The sequence below is a fragment of the Nostoc sp. genome (assembly GCF_036917465.1).
Taxonomy (GTDB): Bacteria; Cyanobacteriota; Cyanobacteriia; order Cyanobacteriales; family Nostocaceae; genus Nostoc.
Genome location: NZ_JBALDL010000105.1, coordinates 49,751 through 76,620, shown reverse-complemented (window position 1 = coordinate 76,620; position 26,870 = coordinate 49,751). Strand labels below are relative to the sequence as shown.

Below are 26,870 nucleotides of genomic sequence, written 5' to 3'. Positions count from 1 at the left end.
GCTGAATTCTGTATTCAAGATTTCATTTTAATTGAAAACTTCAATCAAAATCTTATTAATTTTTATATTAAATATAAATCTAGATTATTAGTCTACATTAATTAAAGTACGTCTTGCAAGACTTTGCGGGTATTTTGCCAAGCCCAAACACCAACAACTACGACAACAACACTCATTGATAGAAGCACAGTTCGTAGACCCAGAGCATCAGTTAATGGCCCAGTAATCGCCAAGGGTAAGGCCAGAGCGATGTTAACAGCATGATTTTGAAAGCCAAATACTTTACCGTGCATGGTAGGTGGTGTTTGCTGTTGAATTAAAGTTTGCATAGGTACGCCAATTAGGGCAGCACCTATACCTAAAAATGCACAGAGTCCTAGGGCCAGTAATAAGCTGTGCGTAAAAGTGAACACCCCTAAAACTACTGCCATCATCAAAAAACCAATTAAAGGTAAGGGTTTTTGATCTAATTTATCACCCCAATGACCTAAAATCGCTGCACCAGATACCATACCCACGCCTGCTGCTGCCAAGAAAAAGCCAAACTGTTTTTCTTTTAAACCAAACTCCTCGGCTAATTGAATTGTCAGCACCGTTAAGGCTGCAAACACACAATATAAGGTTGTCAGTTGCAGCATGGCATTCAATATCAAACGGTTTTTCTTGAGATAGCGCAGGCTTTCGGTGAATTCAGTCCAAGGGTGATTTGATGCTTGATGTTCCTGTTGGGGTTTGTGTTCTTTAAACTTAATCGGTTGCATGATTACAGCCGATAATATATATAATCCACCAACTACAATCTCTTGACCGTATTCTGCTCCCATTAAGCTTTTTGCCAAGCTCAAAATCGGCTCTCCTATAGCAAAGCCAACAATTAAAGCTCCCATCATTGTGCTGCTAAACAGCGCATTGGCTGCTAACAAATTCTCTCGCTTCACCAATAGGGGAATGGCTGCTTGCTCGGCTGGTGCAAAAAACTGCGTCACCGTGGAGATGGCAAAAGTTAAGATTAACAGAATCAAAAACTGTCGTGGTAACAAGGGAAGACACAGCGTTAAGATTCCCCGTACAATATCTGAGCCAACCATAATCAGTTTTTTTGGCAAGCGATCAACAAAGATACCACCAGCAGAACCAAACAAAATTGCTGGTATTGTAAAGGACAGCATCAAGGTTGAATACATCGAGTTTCGTGCCAACCCAGGAAGCGGTGAGTAGTTCTCTAGTAAAGCAATCATCAAAACGAAAAAGACTTTATCTGCTAACTGGGACACCAATTGCCCAAGCCACAGAAGCATAAAAGCACGGTTTTTTAGCAGTGCGCCAAACCCTTTATTAACAGCAGCCGGTTCAGTTGGAAACATTAGATACTTTACAGTGACTAGGGTAGATGGGGCATTGGGTATGGGGTATGGGGTATGGGGTATTAGGCAGAGAGGAGGATGAATACTGACTCCTAACTTCTAACTCCTGTACAGAAGCGATTAATCGCGTCTGTACTCCTAACTCCTAACTCATAATTCTATTGTCCGGACTAATTTGCTTCATAACGCTTTAACAGCATAAGCAAAAACTCAGCAGCTGTCAGATAACCTTTGGGTGGAGAAATTTCAATTAATGAATCTACCCACCAGCCTTGTACCGTTTGGAGCTTAGATGCAGAGCGACTTTTTGTTAGACATTGCCACATCGACAAATGATCGACTGCTGGTTGTGCATAAAAGTTATTCTGCCCACTACCCAGCAAACTAGAACTCCAATGAGTAAAATAATCATGACTCATCCGATGAATCGGGAAATTACCCTGTAGGGGTACTCCCCATCCATCTATAGCAATAAATGCTTTCACAGAACCACCCAAGAGTTGCCACAAATGTGCTGCCCCGATCGCTCCAACTACGCCAGCACTAAAGCTAATAAATATAATTGGCGATTTTAGAGAGTCGCTCAAGCGATACCTGCGGTGAGCTACGCTAACGCGCAAGAACTGCAAAATATGCAAAGCTGATAAAACTAAAACATCTTTACCCGGATAAACCAGTATATTTGCGGACTCATAGGCGATCGCGCCATCAGCAACCATATCTAATAATCCGACTTTAAAGCTTTCTGTTAATTCTGGCTTATGAATTCCAGGGCAAATAATTATACTTATCTCTCTATTCTGAAAATTGCTCATTTGAAGATAAATCTTTGTACCTGAAAATTTAGATCCCCGACTTCTTTAAGAAGTCGGGGATCTGCACACCGCGACTTTTACCAAATCAGACAGGATTGCTATCTATAAATATAGCCTTATTTTTACTGAGAAAATATAGCTGCTTCACATATTTTTCCGAAAGAATACTATGTCAAAAAAATCTTAACCTCAGCTATAAATAGTATTAGATTATTCTTCTTATTTAGATGATTATTTTTATTGTTATTTGTTGATGACATGATATATATAGCCATTGAAGAAGCAGTAGAAAATAATATACTTGAACCTAATCTATATAAAAGCGTGTTAAGCTTTGCGCCTTTAAGAGAATATTTTGAAACTCTCAACTTGATGTTGGGAATTGTTGAAGACTTAAATCTTGATAGACATATTTGGCACAAACCCGCATCAAATTAATTTCACTGAAAACGCAGCTTTATCACGCAGCCTCGGAGATACCTCACCCTGATTTTGCTGTGCAAAATCTGTCCCTCTCCTTATTAAGGAGAGGGATTAAAGATAGGACAGTGTGAGGTTTTTCTTCTGTTTTGGGTAATTCGATGACTTGTGTGTACACTGTAGCTTTTTAAGGCGAGGGAACTAGATTTCCTGTTTCCCCTCTTAGAAAGGGAGATTAAGATGGGTAATTCGACTTGTATATGCACCGTAGCCTTTTAGGAGAGAGGTCAAAATTGTACCTTTGATTCAATTTCCCATACTTAATGCCCGACGAAAGTCTTACTTTTGATGTATTATTTGAATTTTCCCACCTCTCCTATCCCCCTGGATGGGATAATATGTTACAAGTAAGGAGAATGTGAAAACTATTCCCTAACTTTATATTTCTCTGCACTCTGGTTATATTGAGGAACTAATTGTGGTTGCCACGCCGGAAAAAGTACAACACACCCACGAGCAATTATCAGGTAAAGACCGTGTAGCCGTACTGCTTATGGGCTACGGCGAAGTCGAAAGCTACGAAGATTTCGCCAACTATAACGAACAGGCTTTAAATCTACTGACAGCAAAATTCGCACCAGTACCAACCTGGATTTATCCGCCTCTAGCAAAGCTTTTGGCGCTATTTGACCGCCATGAGTGGGGACACACACACCACGATTTTATCTCCCCACACAATGCCATCTTTGAAAAGCAACGGGCTGGGATAGAGAAGAATTTACAAGAAAAATGGGGTGAGAATGTTCAAGTTTTCAAAGCTTTTAACTTTTGCGCCCCTTTCTTACCCAATCAAGTTTTAGCAGAAATTAAAAACCAAGGCTTTGAGAAGCTGCTAATCTACCCGTTGCTGGTTGTTGATTCTATCTTTACCAGTGGGATTGCGATCGAGCAAGTTAACAATGCCCTGGTTGAGTTGGCTGATGGTGAAGAACACTGGATTAAAGCACAGCGTTACATTCCTTCTTTCTTCAACGAACCAGCTTACATCGATTTGATGGCTCATCTGGTTGAGGAAAAAATTGCTGAGTTAGGCGCAGCTTATCTACCTTCTCAAATCGGTATTGTGTTAATGAATCATGGCTGTCCCCATAAAGCGAAAGGCTTTACTTCTGGGATTGCCGAAAGTGAAGCAATGTACGATTTAGTTCGGGAGAAGTTGATAAATCGTTATCCGTTAATCTCGGTAGGCTGGCTCAATCATGACACGCCCTTAATTGATTGGACACAGCCAAACGCCGAACAAGCGGCAAATAACCTGATTCAACTGGGTGCAAAAGTGGTAATTTTTATGCCAATTGGCTTTGCCACAGAAAACCACGAAACTTTATTGGATGTACACCATATCATCCATGCTTTAGAGAAACAGCATCCTGGTACAAACTACGTGCAAATGGCTTGCGTTAACGATCGCCCAGAATTTTTGGCCATGGTGGCTCAATGGGCTAATGCTCATATTGCAGAGTTATTGTCAGAGCAAGCTTTGACAGTTAATCCCCAACTCGCTGGCGATCGCCATCATCACCACCATCATCATTAAGTTGAGTTGACTTTAGTAGGGTGAGCAAAGTTTTGCGCACCCTATATTTCCGTACCTGTGTACTTCAATTTACCTGAAAAACACTGTATTTGTTTACTTCTTATTCCAGAGACTTAAAAATGCTTGAGAGATAGCTGGGGTAATCTGACTTTGTAAGTGATTTAGGGCATCACGATGATTTTGATTGTTGTCATCATAATAGGTGAACAAATTCGTCAGCTTAACAATCTCAGGATTTTGATCGTTTGTCCCTCTCCATTTATTAGTAACTTTGTGTAAAACGTCCTTGGGTAGGTTTTGTTGTAAGTTATTTAACGCTGCAATGTAAGAAGGATTTTGAGGATTCTTTTTAAATTGAAAGCACAAATCTATCAGCTTGAGTTGTGCTTGTGGCTGAGACTGGGGCTTATCTGTTAGGCTAGCTTGCTGTAGAATTTGACGCTGTTCAAAAGTGGCAATGCCATTCTCAGTTAAACCCTGAGATTTCTGAAATTTCTTGACTGCTGTATAAGTGGCTGGCCCATAAAAAGGCAAGTCTTGAGGAATTTCGGCAGGGGTTGCGAAACCGTGAAACTTCAATCTATTCTGAAGCCCTTTGACTGTCTCTTCCATTAAAGCTCTAGTCTCGACATCAGCGTTACCATTTACCCCAAGTTTTTGTGAGTACTGTTTCTGAAACTTTTTAATCGCTTCTTCAGTAAGATCGTCTATCAATGAGTTGATATTTCGCTTCCAGGGAGCGAATTTAGTCAGATCCGGCTTTGGATCGATCTCAGGGGCTAAATATCCCAACCCGATTAAGATATGACGGATGACTTCAGGGCTACTAGTAGCCATACTTTTTGGTTCCTTTGCGACTAAACTACCATTTAATGTATCTTGATTAACAAAATTTAAGTAAGTAGAAATAAATAAATCTAACATATCTTATTTGCAAAGCGTTCCAAAAGTTAAGCGATGTGTGATAACAGGGTGCAACTCTTTGAGACGTTGAGCGTAGGTGACTACACAGTGGTATATGATTTACGCCAGGACAATACCTTGCGGTAAGAAAAGGGGTTTTAAGAGCATGTCTGAGAAGTATTAAATATTTCGCTTGATCCCCCCTAGCTAGCCCCCCTTAAAAAGCGGGAAGAATCAAAGTCCCCCTTTAAAAGGGGGATTTAGGGGGATCTACAAGTCTCGAATACAACACCAAAAAGTTTTCAGACATCCTCTAAGGCTTGGTGAGCGATCGCTTATTCTTAACCATTGATGATACTACGTCGTAGGTATCCACAGATGTGCATTGCTGTCAAGTTATTTGATTGGCGGCGCTGGTATGAGTTCCCTTTAGATGTCGAACGTTATCTCACCATGACGTATCATTAGGAACATCTGTTTTCATCCGCCCCTAATCTATAAAATACTAGACATACATATTAGTAAAGGCACGGTAGAACCGTGCCCTAATTTGCAAAAAGTATTATTTTGAAAGGTTTTTGCTTTAGAGGAAATTTAATACTGGCGTAAAATTGCAGACAATGAACTATCTTTACGAAGATCCATCAAGTCTGCCAAAGAGTCTGTGCGCTTATCCAAGTGGTGCTTGTGTTCTGCTGGCAGAACCGTCACCAAATGTTTTGCTTTAGGTTGCATCTGCATCATCGGCATCAATTGAGCCTGTGGCACAAAAATTGGCTGGTTCTTGGGAAGGTGTGGTTCCAATTTTTGGTAATTGCTTTGTGCCAAGCGTGCCTGATGGCGGTTAACTTGTTTTTGGACTTTTTGTGGTTGCGTTTTCCGGTTGAGCATTTTGAAAATGAGCAAAGAACCACCACCACAACTTAGGGCGATCGCAGCCACCAACCATAAAGGTGTAGGATTACTATTCTCAGAAGGCACACTAATTGGTTCTTCAACAACAACTGGGATTGTTTCTGGTTCTTCTTGTGCTACCTGTCCAGCATTACCTAAGCTATACAGGGCAAAAGCACCACCTCCTAAAAACATGGCTAAACACCCAGTTAACAATAGCCAAGGATGATGTGCAACCAGATATACCAGAACATTCGAGCTTTGTTTCAATCTCGATTTCTTCTTTGTCAGCTGTGGAGTAGCCCTTCTGAGTCGGGTTGGCTCGCGCTGTACACTCTGACTTTTTTCCATGATTACTTTCAGATTTGTACCCCTCTAGTCAATAAATTGTACTGGAGGAGTCAAGCATCAGGTATCCGTAACAAAATTTCAGATTTCGGTAGCTTTTTTGTAAAACAGAAGCTACCAAATCTGACTAAACTTTTGTCAAAATTGTGTATGTCTTGTGACTTATTGCCCTAATAATCGGAAATCAGTTCACTTATTTTCTGCCTTAACTAGGAGAATACCTTTCTAGAGCAAGTTGAATTAATTGATCGACTAATTGTGGAAAAGAGACTCCACTATGGGCCCAGAGTTGGGGATACATACTCGTTGCAGTAAAGCCTGGTAAGGTATTGATTTCGTTAATAAAAACTTCTTTTGTCGCTTCTACATAGAAGAAATCTACCCTTGCTAAACCCGCAGCATCAACAGCTGTAAAGGCTTGCAAAGCCATGTCCTGAATTTGACGGGCGATCGCATCTGGAATCGATGCCGGAATCAGTAAATCTGCCCGACCCTCTGTATACTTAGTCTCATAGTCGTAAAAATCGCTATCATAACTAATCTCTCCAACGACGGAGGCTTTTGGTTGATCGTTTCCTAAAACGGCACACTCAACTTCTCTGGCAACGACACCAGCTTCTACAACCAGCCTTCGATCATAACTGGCGGCACTATCTAAAGCGGCTTCTAATTCTTGGCGCGATCGCACTTTGGCAATACCCACTGATGAACCCAAATTAGCCGGCTTGACAAAAGCAGGATAACCTAATGCTGCTTCAATGTCATCACACAGTTTTGGAAATACGCAAGGATTAGACCAAACTTGCGCTCTAGTTATCGCTTTGTATTTTACCTGTGGTAGTCCCGCTTGCTCAAAAGCAATTTTCATCGCAATTTTATCCATCCCCATTGCTGAACCTAACACTCCAGAACCAACAAAGGGGACTTGCATCAAAGTTAGTAACCCTTGAATTGTCCCGTCTTCACCGTTGGGGCCGTGGAGAATGGGAAACCAAACATCCACTTGGGCAACTTGAGAGGGAGATTGCCACTTGCTGAGGGTTTGGGCTTGAGGATTGGATATCAGATTTCCCTCAGAAGTTGATTGTTCAGCTTCCAGAAGCGGACTGCCGCTTTCTAAAACCTTTTGGGGTGCAACTCCTGCTAACCAGCGTCCATCTTTTTGGATGTAAAAAGGGAGTATTTCGTACTTACTAGCATTTTCCTCTGCACTTAAAGCTTTAGCGATCGCCCGTGCTGATTTAATTGAAACTTCATGTTCTCCCGAACGACCGCCAAACAGTAACCCCACGCGCAGCTTAGTCATTTTCGGTTCCTCGACACTTCTCAAGGAGATAGCGTATCATAACCTACAAAAGTTGCCATGTTTTTCTATATTATTTTTTTGCCCGTTCAAATCCTGGCTAGAAAAACTTGCGATCGCAGATTGTAACCCACGGAGGTGGGTTTTGCCTGTGTAGTCGCGGTTTATAACCGACCTTTGAAGCTACTTCTGATGCCGCACTTCAACTACAGTATGTACATTACCGCGAGGCGTAAAATCTGCTTTGACAGTCACTTCTAACGGATCGCAAGCAGCCACAAAATCATCCAAAATTTGATTTGCAGATTCTTCGTGAGAAATATAGCGATCGCGGTAACTGTTTATGTAAAGCTTAAGTGCCTTCAATTCCACTACCCGTTCGTCAGGAATATAGGTAACGTAAATTGTCGCAAAGTCAGGATACCCAGAAAACGGACATTTACAAGTAAATTCCGGCAAAGTAATACTAATGTCATATCGTCTGCCAACACGCGGATTCGGAAAGGTAATTAATTTACCTTCCGCAATTCCGCGTTCGCCATACTTCATTTCTTGGCTCGTCGGGGATACACTTTCAGCTAATTTGTCAGTTGTCATGTGTCATTTGTCATTGGTTATTTTACTTATTTTTACGTCCTTTTATGAATTTTGCAGCTTCTTAACTCCAAACTCTTGTACAGACAAAGATTTTTCGCGTCTCTCAATACTCTTCCTTCTCCCAGTCTGGACAATTCTCGTCTTCACAACCGTGGGGATGCATAGCACAAACTAACAAATTACCACTATAAACTTGACCGTGATAGTGAGTACAACCAATGCAGGCAGGATTTTTCTCAGCTGTAGGTTCAACTGAATAAGGAAAACCTGGATCTACATCTGCCACCATGTCTTCCAGTTCCCAGTAAGCCTCAAACATTGGTTCAGCAAAATCCTGTAAATACTGATCGACTTCAGTAACAATGTTAGGGACTTGCTCAGTGATTTCTTCCGTTAGCTCAAAAAAAGCGTCTACCATTTCACTCATTCCCAGGAAGAAACGCTCTACTTCATCAGCCACTGTTTCAACGATTTCTGCTAAATCTTTTTGCCACTGTTCCATAAACTTGACACCTTTGCAGGCTATAAACAGGACGCTTTGTGTTATCTGGGTGAAAGCACTACAATACACACTAGGCAATGTATCTTATCAAGTTTCTATATGAAGTGCCATGTTAAAGTGCCACTTCTTCTGATTATCTCAATCAAAAAATAATTTTTATCGATCGCGTTGCAATCGTTTTAACTCGTTTTGCAAGTCTATAACTTCTTGGCGCAATTTATCCACATTCTCACCAGATGCTTCCTCTTTCACCGTTGGTTCTTCATCTTCCTCTAAAATCTCAATGCGACGAGGTTCAGAAGGGGGTGTTTTTTCAGAGGTTTCAGTAGATGCTTGGGCTTGTTGGGCTTGCTTCATCATATCTTCAACGAAGCGGCGGGCTTCTTCTGTGTTCATTTCGCCCTTTGCCACCATTTCATCTGCCAGTTTTTGGACTTGCGATCGCACTTGGGCTAATTTTCCCCCTGCTTTCTCACCTGCGTAAGAAGCTAATCCAACACCGAGGTAAAAAGCTTTTTGAACAATATCTCCAAAACCAGGCATTGTTGCTGACCGCTCATAAAAATAGGGCGACCCGGAGACTACGCCTATCACAAGCCTCCCGTGTTGCTGCTACCTTCCGGTTCTGACAAGATTTGGGTGTTGCGATCGCATAGATCCAGGTCTTCTAAAAGAATAACATGAAAAACCAGTAAGTGTGTGTTATTCCATAACAATTCGCCATTCGTAAAGCTGATAGTTGACGCAGCCGTGTTTTACTAAGGGGTCATCAGCGACAATTGCTTCTGCTTCTTCCTTTGATGTTGCTGTTTGAGGCAACATCCCGCCTCTTTGCTCTGCCCAATAGCCTGTTCGCGCTTTGTGTCCTTTGCCAATTAAGTCCTGGATGTAGGCTTTATGAGCGGGTACATATTGGTCAAAGGTAGGTTTATCAACTTTGCCCTCTTCAATTTTTACAAACCACGGCATCTGTTTGCATCCTCATAATTGGGGATTTTGGATTGGGAGTAATATCAAGTTCAAATTAATTATAGTAAGGTGCAATCGTTGCAGTTCATCTATCCGAGTCCCATGCCGAAACAGATTACTATGCCTACGCTAACCACTTAAGCGAAGAATTGTTGGTTGGTTATCCTCAAGCAACAGAAGCGTGAGTTGCTCAATGCAGAAAAAGCAGTAGCCCATCCGGTTAAACTGATAAAGAAGAAAATAGCAGATTAGGCAGTGAATAACATAGTGCGGTTAGTTTTGACAGCAATATTGCTGGTGCTAGTTACAGCTTGTGGCAGTATTGGACTGCTACCGACTAGCGAGTTAGTGCAGAAAGCGATCGCACTTGGGCTAGAGCAAACTCAACAAAAACTTAGCCAACAATTGGATCTAGATTTTCAAGGATTTGAAATCAAGGGGCTATCAATTACCCAGGAACAACCCCTAACCATTGAAAATTTACCAGCTTTCCACGTTCGGGGAACCTACGATTTGATTCTCAAGCTACCAAAACGGCGTTTGACGCAACCAAAACAACCCTTTGATGTTTACCTGCAAATTCAGCAAGAAGGTAAAACTTGGCGATCGCTAATTCCAGAAAAAGCTAGTAAAAATACTCAAACAATTTGGCGCAGCTATCTCATCCAATAGCTGTGTGTGCAAATACAAAAACCATCACAACCTTTTACGTATAACTGCTGCGTCATAGTCATGATCGAGGTAATAGTTTCATCGGGGAAAGGGCAAGATGTATATTAACTTTTTCATCAGTTCCATTGCTGGAATTGTGGTTGTAGTACTAACAGCTTTTGGCTTACTGCAATGGTTACACATCCCTGCTGGTAATTTTCTGGATTGGGTGATTGGTGGTGCAAGTTTTTGGTGGCTATTGGTAATTGTTACCGTACCCTGGAATGTCCATTTTCAAGCGAAAGAAGTCTTAGCAGAAGCAGCGCAATCAACTGAGAAAGGAATTCCAGTCGATGAGAAACAAGTGAAGTATGTCACATTGTTGGCAAAGCGATCGCTCTGGGTTGCCATTGCTTTGCATTTATTCTCAGCCGTTGGTCTTTATACCCTTGCTGTCACTGGTATTAGTACGGTGGGATATATAAGTTCTGGTGCAGCTTTGTTATTAACGATTCTGCGTCCAGCGATTCGAGCTTACGAGTATTTATACGCCAGGTTAGCGATGATTCGCCAAGAGTGGAAGTATCCGCGCGAAGATATTGTTGAACTGCGCGATCGCTTCTCGATATTGGAACAAAAAATTCAGTCGTTGGAAGATCAACTTAATCCAGAACAACCTTATTCCTTACCCGCAACTCAACAACGCTTTGCTGAGGAGACTCGTAGAGATTTAGCCCGGATTGCCGCTAATTTTGAGGAATTACGGGCGACAAATCAAACTGAACATGAACGTTTGGCAAGAGAAGCCCGAACTGCGATCGCACAGCTGTCTACCGACGGGCAATTTCTCGATCATGTGCGCGAAATCATTCGATTTTTTAAGACTGCTTAGTTATTGCTCTAATAGCTTAGTATTTACGCATTGACAGATAAGATCAAATATGAATAGCTAAAAAACCATATCTCTCGTAGGGGTTTAGCATTGCTAAACCCCTACGTCGCGGGTCTATTTAGCATCAAAGAATGATTAAAAAAAGTCTGAAACTACCTATTTTGGTAAATTCATATCATGATTAATTTGTACAGTGCGTAAGTCCTGATTGTGTAGTCAACTAGCAGAATCGAGTTTTTGGTGACAATTCCCAACAGCAGAATGATACCAATTAGGGCATAAAGTCCCAGAGGTTTTTGAGCAACCATCAACGTTACCAGTGCGCCACCTAAACAAAAGGGCAAGGCAGCCATAATCGATAATGGGTGAAGAAAGTTGTTATACAGCAACACCAGAATTGCATAGATACACATTAATGCCAGCCCTAATGCACCGCCAAAGCGACCAAAAATATCTTGCATAATTTTGGCACTACCAGAGGGTTGCTGTACTACTCCTGGCGGCAAGTTTTGCATCACAGGTAGTTTGTTGATTTTTTCTACAGCCTCTCCCAAAGAAATCCCTTGTAAATTGGCTTCTACGGCAACTTTACGGGCGCGATCGTAGCGATTGATGGTAGCAGGGCCACTACCAAAACGGATGTCTGCAACCGCCACCAGAGGAATCAATTTGCCATTTTGACTGTCATCGCTGCGTTGACTTGTTTATCCGCTACCTCGCTTTGTTGACGGGATGTAAGACGACTTTATACACCCATTCCAGCAAAGGCGATCGCAATTCTTAAACCAGTACCCAAGAATAATGGTTTCAACTATGCCCTGGTTGATTTTTGATCTGGTTTGCTTAAAAAGCTAGCATCTTCAAAGGTTACAGGTTCTTCCACCTCGACTTTTGAAAAACTTTCATCGCTCACAGTCTTACCTCCACTTTCTTTTTATACATACCAATTTTGGTATTTTCTTAAGAAAACTTGAAATTTATTTACTTTCTATCAACTATGGCGCATTTTATAGCTGATGTCTTTAATCAATAAAAGTATGGAGTAAAACTTTAATGCTAAGGGTAATCACTAGGGTTGGATGCTTAATAATTTTATGTAAATATTAGAATAAAAAAATTATCCCATCTCATCTAGCTACTCTAGGTCACACACTATAGGCATTTAGATCACTGTCAACCAATGCTTAAATATGAAAGACTGATAGAACTAATCTAGATTTATTTAATTAAAACTCGAATAGTAAATGTACTTCTTAAGACTGAAAGACTGCTTTATCTACGCAAACAATAATTCCTTTAAAGCTTTAGTGTTATTAGAAAGCCATGTATCTATGACTTACGCAAAACTACACGCGGTAGGGGCAATTCATGAATTGCCCCTATCGGAAACTCAAGGTTTGGGCTATTTTTTGCGTAAGTCTTGGTATCCAAGCATAGATAAAGCTAGCGTTCACAGCTACACGTGAGTTACAAAGGAGCAAACTCCATAATTCCAGCCGGGATAGCCCTGATGATGGAATTTTGAAATCAATGCAAAACAATAAATAATTGGTATTTACCAGAGTAAGCAGATATGTTCAATGCCACTGAAATTTTAATTGATGCCTTTGTAGATGAAATACGAGAAGGCTACCGTCGCACTTATGGCTGTTTCAAAAATGATTATCAAGACATTATCGCCTGGGCTGGTAACATGGCTTTGGAAAACATTGCCAATAGTGATGCCCTTTATCATAATGTTGAACACACTGTTCTTGTTACCCTTGTGGGGCAAGAAATCTTACGTGGCAAACACATCAGAGAAGGCGGTGTTTCCAGTGAAGACTGGTTGCATTGTATCATTTCCTTGCTTAGTCATGATATTGGCTACGTTAAGGGAGTTTGCCGACAAGATCAAGAAGGAGCAGGTTTATATTCCACAGGTAAAAATGGCAGAATGGTTTCTGTAGCTCCTGGCGCTTCTGATGCTAGTCTCACGCCGTATCATGTTGATAGAGCCAAGCTTTTTATTGATGAACGTTTTGGAGGTCACAAGTTAATAGATGCTGAGGCAATTAAGAGCAATATTGAATTGACTCGCTTTCCCGTGCCTGCGGCAGAAGATCATCAAGATACAAAATGCTTTGCTGGGTTAGTTCGGGCGGCTGATTTGATTGGTCAACTAAGCGACCCGCGTTATCTGAAGAAAATTACTTCATTATTTTACGAGTTTGAAGAAACTGGTGTGAATAAAGTTTTGGGCTATAATACCCCTGCTGATTTACGGAATAACTACGCTAAGTTTTACTGGAATGGTGTCTATCCTTATATCCAAGACGGACTGCATTACCTATCATTGACACAACAGGGCAAACAAATTCTGGCTAATCTCTACTCAAACGTATTTGTTGTAGAACACGAAAAACAACAGCAAGAACAGCAGCGCTATTTAGAGAAATTAGCAGTGAAGAGTTGAGATTTGGGAGACGCGATTAATCGCGTCTGTTGAGAATTATTAATCATGAGTTATGAATTAAGATAAAACTTTAAGAACTCATAACTCATAACTTATAACTCCTAACTACTATGGATTGGTGGCGACGACTAAAGAAAAATCCTTTGGCACAATTTGGGGCAATTTTGCTGTTAATTTTTTACATAGCAGTAATTGCAGCAGATTTTGTGGCTCCTTATGACCCTTACGCTTCCCAGCCTAATGGTTCACTGCTGCCACCAACTCAGATACACTGGGTTTCTCAGTCAGGGCAGTTTATTGGGCCCCATCTGTATCCCACGACTCAGGGAGACACAAATTTAGAAACAGGCGATCGCAAACTCATTGTAGACTTCAAAAAACCCTCACCTTTGCGTCTATTTGTCTCTGGCTCAGAATACCGATTGTTGCAGATGAGTTTGCCACTACCTCCCAAGTGGGATGAAGTCACAATCTTTCCTGGTATTCCTTTAAATTGGCATTTATTTGGCACAACAACTGGTGCAAAAATTAACATCTTGGGTACTGATGACCAAGGACGCGACCAATTCAGCCGCCTGCTGCATGGCGGTCGCATCAGTATGTTTATCGGGATTTTTGGTATCATCATTACCTATCCCCTCGGTTTGCTCATCGGTGGAATTTCCGGTTATTTCGGCGGTGTGACTGATAGCGTCATTATGCGTTTAGCAGAAGTCTTAATGACTTTCCCTAGTATTTATCTTTTGGTGACTTTAGGGGCAGTCTTACCGGCTGGTTTAAGCAGTACCCAGCGTTTTTTGCTGATTGTGGTGATTACTTCGGTTATTAGCTGGGCTGGTTTAGCACGGGTCATTCGCGGACAGGTACTATCAATTAAAGAGCGAGAATTTGTCCAAGCGGCATGCGCAATGGGCGGAAACCCACTTTATATCATTCTTCGCCACGTTTTGCCGCAAACGGCTAGTTATGTAATTATTTCTGCTACTCTTGCAATCCCCAGCTTTATTGGTGCAGAAGCGATATTGAGTCTCATCGGCTTGGGAATCCAACAACCAGACCCCTCTTGGGGAAATATGCTTTCCCTGGCTAGCAATGCCTCAATTTTGGTATTGCAACCTTGGTTAATCTGGCCGCCGGCTGTGCTGATTATCCTCACAGTGTTAGCATTCAACTTACTAGGTGATGGATTAAGAGATGCCCTTGACCCCCGCAGTCTAAGAAGATAAGCCTTATTCCTGCCTCCTGCCTTCATTGATAAAAAGCACAAAACCTGGTCGAGGTTGACCAGGTTTTATCGAGTTCACAGGTTTCAAATTGTTAAACTGAATTAAGTAATTGAAAGTTAATAACTAAGGTGGACTTAAAACTAACAAATCCAGCATTATTACGTTTTTCCGCTTTGGGATTTGGCTTTGCCTTATAAATTAGGCTTTTACCACTCACATAAATTAATATGCTGAAATTTGCTTGGGTTGATGACAGGGGACACTAAGCCATTTACCCTCTTTGTTTGGTTTGATTATATTTGCTGTCCTACTATTTAAGTTATCACTTAGATTTGTGAGTTGCAATCCTTGGTTTACTAAAATTGATGTTTTGTGAGGTTTTGCAATCTAGCTCTAAAAATTTGATCCCCGACTATCTTTTTAAGAGAGTTAAGGGGATCTTCCAGAGTTCAGCATGGATAACCAAGCTACATTGTCATCATTCCCACATAATTTGACTGTTATCGAGATGGTCGGTAACAATACGTCCAATAACATCGATTTCTGCTAATTCGGCGGCAGAAAGCTTAGTTTGAGTAGCTAGTGCGTTGTCTAGTGCTTGTTCGGGATAACGCGCCCCAGCTATGACATTTGTTTGGGGTTGGGCAATTAACCAGGCCAAAGCTAACTGAGCAAGGGTACAATTATGAAGAAGGGCTATCGGACGCAATTTTTCTAGTGCTTCTTGAGCATGTTCAAAATTTTCGCCTTGAAACAGTTTATTTTTAGCACGGTTATCTGCTGGGTCAAATTTATGACCAAGACCAAATTTTCCTGTTAACAGTCCCTGTGCTAAAGGCGAATAGGCAAGAATAGAAATGTTGTTTTCAATACAATAGGGTAAGGCATCTTGTTCTACTTGCCTCCAGAATAAAGAATAGGGTGGTTGTAAACTATCAATACGTCCATAAGTTGCTGCTTCTGATAACTGGGCGTGGGAAAAATTGGAAACGCCAATGGCGCGAATTTTACCTTGCTCTTTGAGCAGGTTTAGAGCGCTCATAGTTTCCTCAATAGGTACGATTTCACTATTGAAAGCACCGGAGGGCCAATGTATTTGGTAAAGATCGATGTAATCAGTTTTCAGATTTGTTAAGGAGCGATCGCAAGCTTCAATGACTTGTTGATACTTTAGATGGTTGGCAAAAACCTTTGTGGCATACTCCACGTGAAGGCGTACATCAGATAAAGCTTCAGCAACAATTCGCTCAGAGTGTCCTTCACCATAAACTTCAGCAGTATCAATTGTAGTGATACCAGCTTCATAAGCGGCTCGGATAGTTTTAATCGAGTCAGCATCCTCAATTCCCACCCACATTCTTTTACCAGCTTGCCAAGTTCCCATCAGGATGGGTGTAATTTGCACATCAGAAGTACCTAGCGATCGCTTTTCCATAACCACTTCCTAATTCATTTCCCTGGATAGTTTCGCACTTTATCGGTCTTAGCTTGAAATAAAATTAGAGTTACACTACATGCTGATGGAATTGACTACAACCTTTCATGCTCTCAAAGAATGGGCAGTCGCCGTAAATGCCTTGGAAAGTGGCAAAACAATTATGTTGCTCCGCAAAGGCGGTATCCATGAACGAAATGGACATTTCCAAGTTGCCCAGAAGGAAATTTTGCTTTATCCTACTTACGAACATCAACAAGCTTTCATGCTGAAAGCTGAGTATGCTAATCGCGTCTATCCAGTAACATCCGGCTGGCATCCTGAAACAGTTCGCATCGGTAGTTGGGCTGAAATTACCGATATTTTGCCTGTTAGTGACGAATTTATTGTCAACGCCTTGCTTCCCTTCCATATTTGGAAGGAGAATTTTATTAGCGATCGTCTCAACTGGAAACCACGCCAGCCTCTTTATATTCTCCTTCTGCGGACATATAAACTACCCCAAGATCGAGAAATTCCTTATCATCCTAAATACCGGGGTTGCAAGTCATGGATTGATTTAGATCAACCAATTCATTTGCAAGGTGCAACACCAGTTTTGTCTGACTTTGCATACAGTCAATTAGTAGAGACAATTCGCAGCATTGTCGGCGACAAAATGGAGAGGAAGATTGACATGCTCAATCACAACCCCATCTTTGGTTAAATCTTGGTTATATTGTTGTCAACTTCATTCTACGCAGTAGGGACAATTCATGAATTGCCCCTACTGCGTAAGTTTTAAGTTTAATACATTTAGGACTTACGCAAGAGTTACGGAATAACGAACCGCAGAGGCGCAGAGGACACGGAGAAATCAGAGTTTGAGATATATTTTGCGTAAGTCCTAACATTGACAAATAATAATTACAGCAGATTGCAACTTGGTGAGGTACAGATCATCGTAGGGGCACAACATGTTGTGTCCCTACCCGTGTAATTCATTTTCGCGCAATACGCTGTAATTAAAATTACTGTTTGTAATGTCAGATGATGAAATTACTGAACCATTAACTAGATAACAGAGGCTATATTCAGTATTCAATAAGATGGGTGCATCTACCATTGATTATGAATCAGCCTCTAACAAAATCTTGGCAAGAAGTTCGCGCAGCTTTTCAGAAAATTTGGGGTTATGAAGATTTTCGTGCGCCACAGGGAGAAATTGTCAGCAGTTTATTAGCACAAAAAGATGCACTAATTATTATGCCCACTGGTGGCGGGAAGTCGATTTGTTTTCAACTTCCGGCACTCCTACAAACCGGATTAACTTTAGTAGTTTCGCCCTTGGTGGCGCTAATGGAAAATCAAGTACAGGAACTACGAGAAAGCAACCAAAAAGCTGCACTTTTGCATAGTGAATTATCTTCATCTCAACGCCGTGCAACTCTGCAAGCTTTGGAACGTCAACAGCTAAGATTGCTTTATTTATCGCCAGAAACTTTGCTAAGTGCGCCAGTGTGGGAAAAATTATGTCAACCACAATTGCAAATTAATGGTTTAATTTTGGATGAAGCTCATTGTTTAGTGCAGTGGGGTGATAGTTTTCGCCCAGCTTATCGCAGATTAGGAGCGGTGCGTCCGGCATTGCTAAAATCAAAACCACCAGGAACAAAAATTAGTATTGCTGCTTTTACTGCGACTGCTGATCCCTTAGCTCAAAAGATTATTCAAACAGTTTTACAATTACAGCAACCAGAGATTTTCCGCTTGAATCCTTACCGTTCTAATTTGCATCCTAGCGTTCGCATCGCTTGGACACCACGAGGTAGAAAACAACAATTATTAAAGTTTATTCAAAATAAACCACAACAATCGGGATTAGTTTATGTTCGTACTCGCCGCGATAGTGAGGATTTAGCTGAATGGTTAGGAGATATGGGTTATGCCACAGCTAGTTATCATGCGGGATTGGGGGCAACTGAACGCCGTGCAGTGGAAGCAAGCTGGTTAAGTAGTAAAATTCCCTTTGTGGTGTGTACTTGTGCGTTTGGCATGGGGATTAATAAAAGTAATGTTCGTTGGGTTGCCCATTTTCACGCGCCACATCTGCTATCGGAATATGTGCAAGAAATCGGCCGGGCTGGAAGGGATGGGAAACCGGCAGAAGCGTTAACTTTGGTGAGTGAACCTACGGGCTGGTTAGATCCAGAAGATAAGCAAAGACAGCAGTTTTTTCACGAACAAATGCGATCGCAACAACAAATAGCGCAACAACTCGTGAAAAAATTACCAAAACAGGGAGAAGTGAACGCAGTAACCCGACAATTTCCTGATGGTGCTACGGCGCTGGCTTTACTTCACAGCAATGGACAGTTAAACTGGCTCGATCCTTTTCATTACACCATTGCTCAAAAAGCGGGAAATCAGCCACCAACTCAATTACACGCTGCTAAACAGATGCATCAATATCTGACTACAAAGCAGTGTCGTTGGCAGTTTTTGTTAAACGCTTTTGGTTTTGATAAAGACGCAGCTAACTGGCGTTGTGGACATTGCGATAATTGCCTTAAGAAGTAAAAAAAAGTAATAATATATTCAAATAATGTTTGCGACACATCATATCATGTCCGGTTAAACAATTGCTGACACTGGGAACTAATCCCAATTCGCTTGGGTTAAAGATTGTTTGTAGTTAGCGCTAAATGTTCTAGGAACTGGCTTGATTTAGAAGGTCTATCGCATCTGGGTCGAGTTTGAGATCGATAGCTTTAATGATATCGTTGAGTTGCTCAATATTAGTTGCACTCACAATAGGAGCAGTAATAGTGGGACGCGCAATCAGCCACGCCAAAGAAACTTGGGTGGGAGTAGAATTATAAGTTTTTGCTACTTCATCAACCGCCTTTAGAATTCGGAAACCACGAGCATTTAAATATTGCTTGACAGAATTACCACGGGCACTAATAGACAAATCTTGTTCTGAGCGATATTTACCAGAGAGAAAGCCACTAGCAAGAGAGGAATAGTTAATCACACCAATTCCCTGTTCTTGGCTGAGAAGTTGTAAATCCTGCTCATAGTCGGATCGAGAATACAAGTTATAACGGGGCTGAAGGCTCTCGTAGCGAGGATATCCATGCTGCTGGCTGATTTGCAATGCCTGTGCTAGACGGGATGCACTATAATTTGAAGCGCCAATTACACGCACTTTTCCCTGACGAATTAATTCCCTATATGTTTCAAGGGTTTCTTCAAGGGGAGTGCTTTCATCATCGATATGTGATTGATATAAATCAATATAATCGGTTTGTAATCTTTGTAATGAGTCTTCAACAGCTTGTTGAATATATTTGCGAGAAAGCCCTTTACCTTTAATACCTAAATCATTACCAACTTTAGTAGCAATCACTACTTGATCACGGTTCCCACGGTGCTTAAGCCATTTCCCTAAAATTGTCTCAGACTCTCCACCCTGATTCCCAGGAACCCACTTGGAATAGACATCAGCAGTGTCAATAAAATTACCTCCAGCCGCAATAAAGTGGTCTAAAATCTTAAATGAAGTATCTTCATTAATTGTCCAGCCAAATACGTTGCTACCAAAACATAGGGGTGATACTTCTAGTTCTGAACGTCCAAGTTTGCGTCTTACCATAGATATTTAGACTCCTTTTTATCTATTGCTTACTCTGGCTTTGGGTGCTAGCTGACTGCAAAGTAATAAGTACAATCAAGATTAAAATACGGCAACAAACTAGTTTAACCGTAGATTATAAAAGATAAATGCAGACTATCATAGAAAATCATCCAAAATCAAGGGCGAATTTTTCGAGTGTCAAATAGTTAAAAACTCTCTGCCTTTATTGCCATGATTGAAATTCATCAATAGCGCTACGAATTAAGGTAGTTATTTGAGCGCGACGGGTTTCAAAGTTGGCGGCGATGTAAATCAGTAAAATACCAACTAGCAAGCCAACAATCCATTTTAAAAAGGAGTACTGCAAGCTGAAAATTACCGATTGATAGATTGTAGTAGTTAAAAAAGTGGCTGTACCAATGTAGAGAAAAGCCCGCACTCGCAAAGCTAATCCGGCAAAAATGGCGATGAGGCTGAAAATTCCAGGTATCCAGGCTGTATTTTGATTAAATAAAATTGCCCACCCACAAATTAAACCACTACCTAGCAATCTCAAAATATGGCGAGGTGTTTTGTACTCTGGTAGCTTCAGTTGGGTATCTACTTGAGCAATATAAAGCAGTGATAACCCAATTGGTGTTATGTACCATAAAATTTCAGTCAGGCGTAAGGAATCAAACCAACGGTAAAGCGCCCAATCAATCAACGCCACACTAATATAGGTAAAACGGATGTTTTCACCTATCTTTGCTAGGAAGATGTAAAATCCAGCTGCGAGTACCAAAGTAATGGGGTAAGTTTGCAGTCTGGTTTCCCATAAAATTATCAGTGGAATGATGTAGGCGGCTTGCTGCCAAGGTTTTTTAGACCAACCCCAGCTTTCCCAAGGTAGGATGTACAAAAAATAGGCTACCACACAAGCGATCGCACCATTCCAAGGAAGTAATGGCCCAGCCCAAAATTTTCCGACTGCTGTCTCGCGCCAATAAATCCTCATGCCGGCTACCTCTAATAAACCAAGGTAAACCCACATCTCGCCGATTGTGATTCCTCTCAAGATAGTGGGGGAAGGGCGCGAATTTCTTCCCTGAAAGATGGCATAACGAATCAAAAATACCCCTGTAGCTAATCCCACCAAACGGTTAACTCCAATGGGGAGAGGAATGGCAGCCATTAATAAGCAGCTACTCCAAGCCCAATGAATATGGGCAATTCCTCTAAGTTCTTGGGGGGTTAGGTGTAAGTAGCTGACTAGCCTTGGCGACAAAATGCGGTAAGCATACATGATACTGGCACCAAGGGCAGACATGGCAATCAATCCATCACCTAATGCTCCTCCTGAAGCTTGTGACATTTGATAGAACAAAAGTTCATAAGCAGAAATTGATACGCCAATTATTCCTAAATACAGCAGGGGTTTAAAGTTCTCGCGCCGTCGCCCCACGCCAATGATGATTAAAGCTACACCCAAGGAATACAAACCAGTCCACTCGGTGAAGGTGTTCAAACGTAGGAATACGCTGAATGCACCATAAATTAAGGGCAAAATGTGAAAACTGCTAGGAACCCTTTCTAATTGGTATCGTCGTCGCCACCACTCTCCGAAAAGTTGAGCGATTAAACCTAAAGCGATATTTGCGATCGCAATTTTAACAGTTGAGCGTTCCCCAAATCCCAACACCTGGGCAGTCAACAATTCCAATGACCAACCAATGCCATAAAATGCCCAATTTGTCGGTTGTTGCCAACTGCGATAAACAATAGCTACCAAGGTGATTGCAGTGGCAGCTATGTACAAAAATCCTGAAGACAGAAACCCTGAGTAAATCAGTACTGAGTGTAGCGTCAAAATAAACAACTCAAAACCACATAATGCGATCGCCCATTTATCACTGGCGGCTGCATAAATAAGGGCTAATTCGTTACCGCGTCGGTTTAAAACTGTCCGCGCTAACCATAGACTTAAAGTTGTGATCGCGCCTACGAGAAACCAACCTGCTAGCATGAGGCGAGGTAAACCAGGTACACCCATCCACAACAGCGCCACTATGAAACTCAGAGCAAATCCTTCTGTAATTACGGCAGATATTTGGTTTCGTAAATAGCGCGTATTTACAAACATTAGCCCCGCACCTACCGCCAAACCAATTAATCTGGTTCCTGGTAAGTGTAAAGTAAGTAGCTGGGCAACTCCCACAGCCAAAATACTCAAGTAACGGGTAGTAGTGCGACGTTCTGTAATTGTACAATTTGCAACACCCGTAAGAGCTATAGGCGTAACTAGCCATAAGGTTCCCCAATAAGCTCTGGTATCAACGACACCATACCAAGATGATTCTGTATTCATCCACAATAGTAAAAAACTAACGGCGGCTAGTACTAAACCAATATCCCATGCACTACTTCGCCATACTCCTTGTTTGACGCTAAATCGCCATTCTGCAACCATGAGAGCTAATAATATACTTGCCCAGACTTGTTGACTCAAGGTTGGTACTAGGCAATTAATAGTAGAGCAAAATGTCAACACTCCCATGATGTGAGTTAGATATACCAGGGGAAGGGATGAGGGGGAACGGCGTTGAGTGACGAATGTCAGAGTAATACTGGAAAATAGTAGATTTAGCGATCGCAATACCGGATTTACCATAGCGATCGTTGTTAAAAAAGCTCCAAGTAAGAGAGTGAGCAGTTCGCCAAATTTCGCTAACTCTCGCTTTTCGCTGCGGTGTAGGCTATCTGTAAGCGCCACCATCAAAATTATGTAGGGAAATAAAGCTATACCCAGCAATGCCCAAGGTTCATTTTGAGAATTTGTGAGTTGGGTGCTAGTTGCGATCGCTAATTTCTGAAAGCTATCAGGTACTAATCGCCAACCTAGCCAAATCGTCTGTAAGCCGATCAAGAAAACCGCAGCGAAGTCTAACTTTAAACTATACCGCCGCAAGCGATTTCCCACAAACCACAAACCCAAACTACTGACAGCTATGGCTTGCCAAGGATAATTTATTACCGAAACCAGCCAACCGAGGAAGAGGAGAATCCCACCAAGTTTTTCCCAAAGAAAGAGAGACGAGGGGAATGGGGGAGATGGGGAGAATATTACAGTTACATCCTCTGCTTCCCCTGCTCTCTGCCCCCTGCCTCCTGCCCTCTGTTGTGCTAACCAAGTTACAAGAGCGCCGCAAATGCCAATAGCTAACCCCAATTGCGTGATATCTACCCTAGCGACAAAAATCGCCCGCACTAGCAGCACTATTAAAGCATAAATAATCACAGCAGCAGGTAAGCTAATATTTAACCTACTGCGTAGGTGTAGCCCGTCGTAGACATCGTTTCTATCTTCTTGACTTTGGTAAAGATTGTGATAAATGGTAATGACAGTTGTGCCAATCATTGCCAGATAAACCGCAATTAAGGGGAATCCTCTTAATTGCCAACCCCAATGCAGATAACTCAGCCCTAGAATATTGGCTAAAGGTAATTTGTCGGTACGTAAATTGGGAAAAATAGTCCGATTTTTGAAGAGTAAGACAGTTATAGCAGTGAGGATAGGGCAGGCGATCGCAACTACAATCAAATCCACAGGATTTTGCCACAACTTAAAGCTATCCATTGCCCAAAAATTCATTGGGACTAACAAAAGAGTGGCAATCAGCAAAGTTTGAGCCGTCAATCTGAGGTTGTTTTGTCTAGTTGCCCAAAAGCTTAACCCCCAAAAACTCAAAGTATAAGCAAATAAAACTCCATACTGTCCAGAAGCAGGAAACTTTTCCCACTGACTCGCAGCCAGTACCCCAGAGGATACGACTACCAAAAATACCCCGAGAAAAAGTAGCCAGCGTACACTTAGTTCTGCCCCCAAAGACTGCAACATTGTACTGACAAAGTTGGGTTCGGCTGTTTTTGGTTGCGGTTGTCTACGGCTACGAGATTGCGAAGCGGGTACGGGTAACTCTTCGGGTTCATCAGTTAAAAAAGTTACCTTTTTTTGAGTTTCCGGTTGCGATCGCAACGCTACCGTACACACCAGAAACTCTCGGCATAGCTCCTTAACTTCGGTATCGGATATCAAACCTAAACGCAGCCATATATCTAGTCCTTCTAGTAACTGAGGATGTGACGATGGGAGTCTAATTTCAAACTTTAGCGGGCGCTCAAGGGGCGATGACATAAGCGGCAGCAGTATCAGTATATACTTTAACTAGATATTAATTAAAGTATATTTTGGCTTTAATTATGCCACTTATTAGACTAGTTGATGTTAATTTTTAAGTTCCAACTGACGATTTTTGCTGAGGTTAAGGAGGCAGTTCTTGCTGGATAAATCCCCATACATAAATTTAGGCGTTCCGTGAGCGTCAGCCGAACGGGGACTTAATAATGACGAAGTAAAAATCCCAACAGCTAGATGCGATGTATCCTTGGGTTAGGTGGATTTTGTTACTTTCCATAGAACCTGGTTGATCTGCTGTAACTTTGAGTTGTAAACTTTTTCAACTCCAGCTTTTAAGAAATCAGATGGTTCGACCAATAACAAAAATATATCAGTAAAGCCATTAGTTATCTTTGGTAACTGATTTTTTCCGATAATTTGATATTGCACTTTCGGTTCGAGCAAATAACTAAGTATTTGTACTGACAAAAGTATATTGTCAGTGCTACTTATTAATAGTGGTTTATTACCTTGATTAACAATGTTAGCAATTTTCGGAAATTCTCCATATTTTTCAGGTAAGTTGTTCCACCACATCTGGGCTTGAGAGTTGAGTGTACAAGATACAATTCCGCTCATAATCAACATAAACGTTATAAGCGACCAGAGTTTGTTTTGCCAAGCTTTAGTATTAATGGACGCAATCTTAGTCGTCAATAGGTAAGCAATCGCTAACTGTATACCTAAAACTGAGGAAAGTGTATATCGACTAGTACCATATCGTTTTTGAAAGATGAAATCTGCTATTAGTAGAGGAATTCCTACCGAGCCAATCAAGGTTAAGACAAATAACCAAACTTTTTTAGGGGTTCTTCGACAAATAAAATAAATTGAGTAAATAATTAAAGCTAAAATAATTAAAATAAAAGGAATTAAGGCGATCTTAACTATTCCTGGAGCGTTAGGATTAATACCTAAATCAAGAAATGGACGACTATAAAGCCCTGCCCACCTCATAGCTGAGGCAAAGAATGTTTGTTTAGCACTTGCCCAACTTACAGATCCTGGCTGAACGTTAGTAATAATAATCCAAATCCAAGGTACAAAACTCATCACCCCTGCAAGTGATGAAATCAGGTAATAAATCGATGTTTTACTCAATCGGAAGCGTTCGATTGCTATTAGATAAATTCCTTGTCCAAAAGCAACTAAGATAAAAAATAGATGAGTATAAAATCCTAATGATAATGTTGCTGCATAAATACCCCAACTAACTTTTGTTTTCAAGCGTATGGCTCGCAACAGTGCTACGCTCGACATTAAGATGGTTACTATCCATAAAGTGTATGCTCTTACCTCTTGTGCATACACGAGATGAATAGGTGAAACGGCTATCAACGCGATCGCTATCCACCCTACTAGTGAAGACTCAAATAATTCTAGACATAGCAAATATATAAGAGGAAAGGTAAACAGACTAATAAATGCCGAAAAACTTCTCACCACTGCTATAGAATCACCAAACCACTCTATCCAAAACCGGGTCATTAAAAGATATAACGGCAGAATCTGTGAGTCCTCTAGAGCAATCGCTTTAATTGTGTCACCTGCATCTTTTTCTGCATTAGGATGCTGGTATTTATGCAAATCTTCTACAGTGAATACCCGGCCATCACTTAACTGCTCATTCATTTCTGACTGCAAATAGCCAGATATGCGTAATAATGAAAAAGCTTCATCGCCCCAATACCCTTTTTTGTCAAGATTGGCAAAGCGAAAAAAGACACCTATTACTAATAGGATGATAATTAAAAAACGTAACCCAGACTGAGAAATATTCCAGTTCTGTAACGATTGCTTTTCCATACAGGTTAGAAAATTATTAGGAACATTAGAAAACAGTATCGGCAAAAGTTAAAAACAGTTTTTATGGCAGCTTCTCTAAATATTTAGATTTAACATATCAGTTATGAGCTAGCAAGTAAGCGTCTAATTAAATTATCTCAGATTAACACTTAATTAGAATCAAATTCTCTTGGGACTTACGCAAAACTAGACGCGTTAGGGGCAATTCATGAATTGCCCCTACCGAAAACTCAAGGTTTGGGCTATTTTTTACGTAAGTCCTCTCTCTATAAAAAATACTTGGGCTAAAGGTATCCTATTTACAAAAAATGACGAGCAGAAAGTTTGTATATTTACGGAAATGGAATACCATACTGAATGTAATTTTTCACTTGAAATCATACAGTATAGATTGATCTAAATGTAAAATAATTGTGTTAAAAACAAAAAGATTTGATAAACTTTATGTAAAGATACCATAAATACGGATTCGGGTAGGATTGTAGCCAAAGGTACGTTAAAGCTTATTTAAACCCAACCTTGCAACAGTGGAAGATTCTGGATTTGGTTTATTGAGTAGTCTGAGCGATCGCACAGACAAAATAATCTGTCTTTTTTAGATCCTCGCTCCCTGCTATGGATGTAGATCATTTTGTAACCTTCTCTACTGATTACCATCTTGCAGTAAGATAGAACTCCTATTTGATTTTTGAAAAAAAACTCGGTACACCTTTAATCTTCCAGAATCCTTTTGCCTCTTGCCTACTAAGCTAAATAATTATGGTTACGCTCCCGTGAGGGATACAGGAATCAAACCGGATTTCTATAGAATTTAAGAGTGAAGCTGTTGTAAAGCCTTCAACTATCTAAAAATGAAGC

22 protein-coding genes, 1 other RNA gene and 1 pseudogene are annotated in these 26,870 nt (G+C 41.1%); 9 read left to right on the top strand and 15 right to left on the bottom strand.

Features of this window, described 5'->3' with window-relative positions; translation table 11 throughout:
- Nucleotides 1–101: 101 nt before the first annotated feature.
- Nucleotides 102–1,364 (bottom strand): MFS transporter, encoded by a 1,263-nt coding sequence (locus V7K38_RS28085; protein ID WP_334862841.1) that lies wholly within the window; start codon nt 1,362–1,364, stop codon nt 102–104.
- 170 nt (nt 1,365–1,534) lie between these two features.
- Entirely contained in the window at nt 1,535–2,155 is a 621-nt protein-coding gene (locus V7K38_RS28080) for a hypothetical protein (RefSeq protein ID WP_442940813.1), read from the bottom strand.
- 264 nt (nt 2,156–2,419) lie between these two features.
- On the opposite strand from V7K38_RS28080, the gene V7K38_RS28075 reads away from it, so the two are divergent.
- Together V7K38_RS28075 and V7K38_RS28070 are read left to right on the top strand one after the other, a co-directional pair.
- Nucleotides 2,420–2,617, top strand: a complete 198-nt coding sequence (locus V7K38_RS28075; RefSeq protein ID WP_334862837.1) for a DUF3137 domain-containing protein — start codon at nt 2,420–2,422, stop codon at nt 2,615–2,617.
- Nucleotides 2,618–3,077: 460 nt separating this feature from the next.
- The gene (locus V7K38_RS28070; RefSeq protein ID WP_334862835.1) at nt 3,078–4,196 is read left to right on the top strand and encodes a ferrochelatase; all 1,119 of its coding nucleotides are present in this window, start codon (nt 3,078–3,080) and stop codon (nt 4,194–4,196) included.
- Between the two features lie 93 nt (nt 4,197–4,289).
- Here V7K38_RS28070 and V7K38_RS28065 read toward each other — a convergent pair whose 3' ends face one another.
- From V7K38_RS28065 to V7K38_RS28030, 8 genes are all read right to left on the bottom strand, one after another.
- Complete coding sequence (locus V7K38_RS28065) at nt 4,290–5,120, bottom strand: peptidoglycan-binding domain-containing protein (RefSeq protein WP_334862833.1); 831 nt, start codon at nt 5,118–5,120, stop codon at nt 4,290–4,292.
- A gap of 573 nt (nt 5,121–5,693) precedes the next feature.
- The gene (locus tag V7K38_RS28060; RefSeq protein WP_334862831.1) at nt 5,694–6,263 is read right to left on the bottom strand and encodes a hypothetical protein; all 570 of its coding nucleotides are present in this window, start codon (nt 6,261–6,263) and stop codon (nt 5,694–5,696) included.
- Between the two features lie 283 nt (nt 6,264–6,546).
- The gene (locus V7K38_RS28055; protein ID WP_334862829.1) at nt 6,547–7,647 is read right to left on the bottom strand and encodes a D-alanine--D-alanine ligase family protein; all 1,101 of its coding nucleotides are present in this window, start codon (nt 7,645–7,647) and stop codon (nt 6,547–6,549) included.
- A gap of 180 nt (nt 7,648–7,827) precedes the next feature.
- On the bottom strand, nt 7,828–8,241 hold the full coding sequence (gene queF / locus V7K38_RS28050; RefSeq protein ID WP_334862827.1) for a preQ(1) synthase: 414 nt from the start codon (nt 8,239–8,241) through the stop codon (nt 7,828–7,830).
- A 103-nt stretch (nt 8,242–8,344) separates the two neighbouring features.
- Nucleotides 8,345–8,743, bottom strand: coding sequence for a hypothetical protein (locus V7K38_RS28045; protein WP_334862825.1), 399 nt, complete (start codon nt 8,741–8,743; stop codon nt 8,345–8,347).
- Nucleotides 8,744–8,899: 156 nt separating this feature from the next.
- Nucleotides 8,900–9,286, bottom strand: coding sequence for a phasin family protein (locus tag V7K38_RS28040; protein ID WP_334862822.1), 387 nt, complete (start codon nt 9,284–9,286; stop codon nt 8,900–8,902).
- A gap of 25 nt (nt 9,287–9,311) precedes the next feature.
- An RNA gene (ffs, locus tag V7K38_RS28035) (signal recognition particle sRNA small type) lies at nt 9,312–9,408 on the bottom strand.
- A gap of 37 nt (nt 9,409–9,445) precedes the next feature.
- Nucleotides 9,446–9,712: a YciI family protein gene (locus tag V7K38_RS28030; protein WP_334862820.1), complete on the bottom strand. Its 267-nt coding sequence runs from the start codon at nt 9,710–9,712 to the stop codon at nt 9,446–9,448.
- 264 nt (nt 9,713–9,976) lie between these two features.
- Here V7K38_RS28030 and V7K38_RS28025 point away from each other — a divergent pair, with 264 nt between their 5' ends.
- Together V7K38_RS28025 and V7K38_RS28020 are read left to right on the top strand one after the other, a co-directional pair.
- Nucleotides 9,977–10,384 carry a hypothetical protein gene (locus tag V7K38_RS28025; protein WP_334862878.1) on the top strand — a complete coding sequence of 136 codons (408 nt, stop codon included), beginning with the start codon at nt 9,977–9,979 and terminating at the stop codon, nt 10,382–10,384.
- Nucleotides 10,385–10,481: 97 nt separating this feature from the next.
- Nucleotides 10,482–11,255, top strand: coding sequence for a hypothetical protein (locus V7K38_RS28020; RefSeq protein ID WP_334862818.1), 774 nt, complete (start codon nt 10,482–10,484; stop codon nt 11,253–11,255).
- A 206-nt stretch (nt 11,256–11,461) separates the two neighbouring features.
- On the opposite strand, the pseudogene V7K38_RS28015 reads toward V7K38_RS28020, so the two are convergent.
- Nucleotides 11,462–11,938 (bottom strand): annotated as a pseudogene (locus V7K38_RS28015) (efflux RND transporter permease subunit); the annotation flags it as partial.
- 648 nt (nt 11,939–12,586) lie between these two features.
- Between V7K38_RS28015 and V7K38_RS28010 the strand changes: the two are divergent.
- The 3 genes from V7K38_RS28010 to V7K38_RS28000 all read left to right on the top strand — a co-directional run bounded on the left by V7K38_RS28010 (nt 12,587) and on the right by V7K38_RS28000 (nt 14,936).
- A complete protein-coding gene (locus V7K38_RS28010) occupies nt 12,587–12,721 on the top strand; it encodes a hypothetical protein (protein ID WP_334862816.1) in 135 nt (44 codons plus the stop codon).
- A gap of 107 nt (nt 12,722–12,828) precedes the next feature.
- Nucleotides 12,829–13,710, top strand: coding sequence for an Npun_R2479 family HD domain-containing metalloprotein (locus tag V7K38_RS28005; RefSeq protein WP_334862814.1), 882 nt, complete (start codon nt 12,829–12,831; stop codon nt 13,708–13,710).
- Nucleotides 13,711–13,820: 110 nt separating this feature from the next.
- Nucleotides 13,821–14,936 (top strand): ABC transporter permease, encoded by a 1,116-nt coding sequence (locus V7K38_RS28000; RefSeq protein WP_334862812.1) that lies wholly within the window; start codon nt 13,821–13,823, stop codon nt 14,934–14,936.
- 478 nt (nt 14,937–15,414) lie between these two features.
- Here V7K38_RS28000 and V7K38_RS27995 read toward each other — a convergent pair whose 3' ends face one another.
- Complete coding sequence (locus tag V7K38_RS27995; protein WP_334862810.1) at nt 15,415–16,371, bottom strand: aldo/keto reductase; 957 nt, start codon at nt 16,369–16,371, stop codon at nt 15,415–15,417.
- A 79-nt stretch (nt 16,372–16,450) separates the two neighbouring features.
- On the opposite strand from V7K38_RS27995, the gene V7K38_RS27990 reads away from it, so the two are divergent.
- Together V7K38_RS27990 and V7K38_RS27985 are read left to right on the top strand one after the other, a co-directional pair.
- On the top strand, nt 16,451–17,077 hold the full coding sequence (locus tag V7K38_RS27990) for a DUF1802 family protein (RefSeq protein WP_334862808.1): 627 nt from the start codon (nt 16,451–16,453) through the stop codon (nt 17,075–17,077).
- Nucleotides 17,078–17,481: 404 nt separating this feature from the next.
- Nucleotides 17,482–18,930, top strand: coding sequence for a RecQ family ATP-dependent DNA helicase (locus tag V7K38_RS27985; RefSeq protein WP_334862806.1), 1,449 nt, complete (start codon nt 17,482–17,484; stop codon nt 18,928–18,930).
- Between the two features lie 130 nt (nt 18,931–19,060).
- Here the strand turns inward: V7K38_RS27985 and V7K38_RS27980 are convergent, their stop codons facing one another.
- From V7K38_RS27980 to V7K38_RS27970, 3 genes are all read right to left on the bottom strand, one after another.
- Nucleotides 19,061–20,008: an aldo/keto reductase gene (locus V7K38_RS27980; protein ID WP_334862804.1), complete on the bottom strand. Its 948-nt coding sequence runs from the start codon at nt 20,006–20,008 to the stop codon at nt 19,061–19,063.
- A 205-nt stretch (nt 20,009–20,213) separates the two neighbouring features.
- Nucleotides 20,214–24,164, bottom strand: a complete 3,951-nt coding sequence (locus V7K38_RS27975) for a DUF2157 domain-containing protein (RefSeq protein WP_334862802.1) — start codon at nt 24,162–24,164, stop codon at nt 20,214–20,216.
- A gap of 255 nt (nt 24,165–24,419) precedes the next feature.
- On the bottom strand, nt 24,420–26,012 hold the full coding sequence (locus tag V7K38_RS27970) for a glycosyltransferase family 39 protein (protein ID WP_334862800.1): 1,593 nt from the start codon (nt 26,010–26,012) through the stop codon (nt 24,420–24,422).
- Nucleotides 26,013–26,870 lie beyond the last annotated feature (858 nt).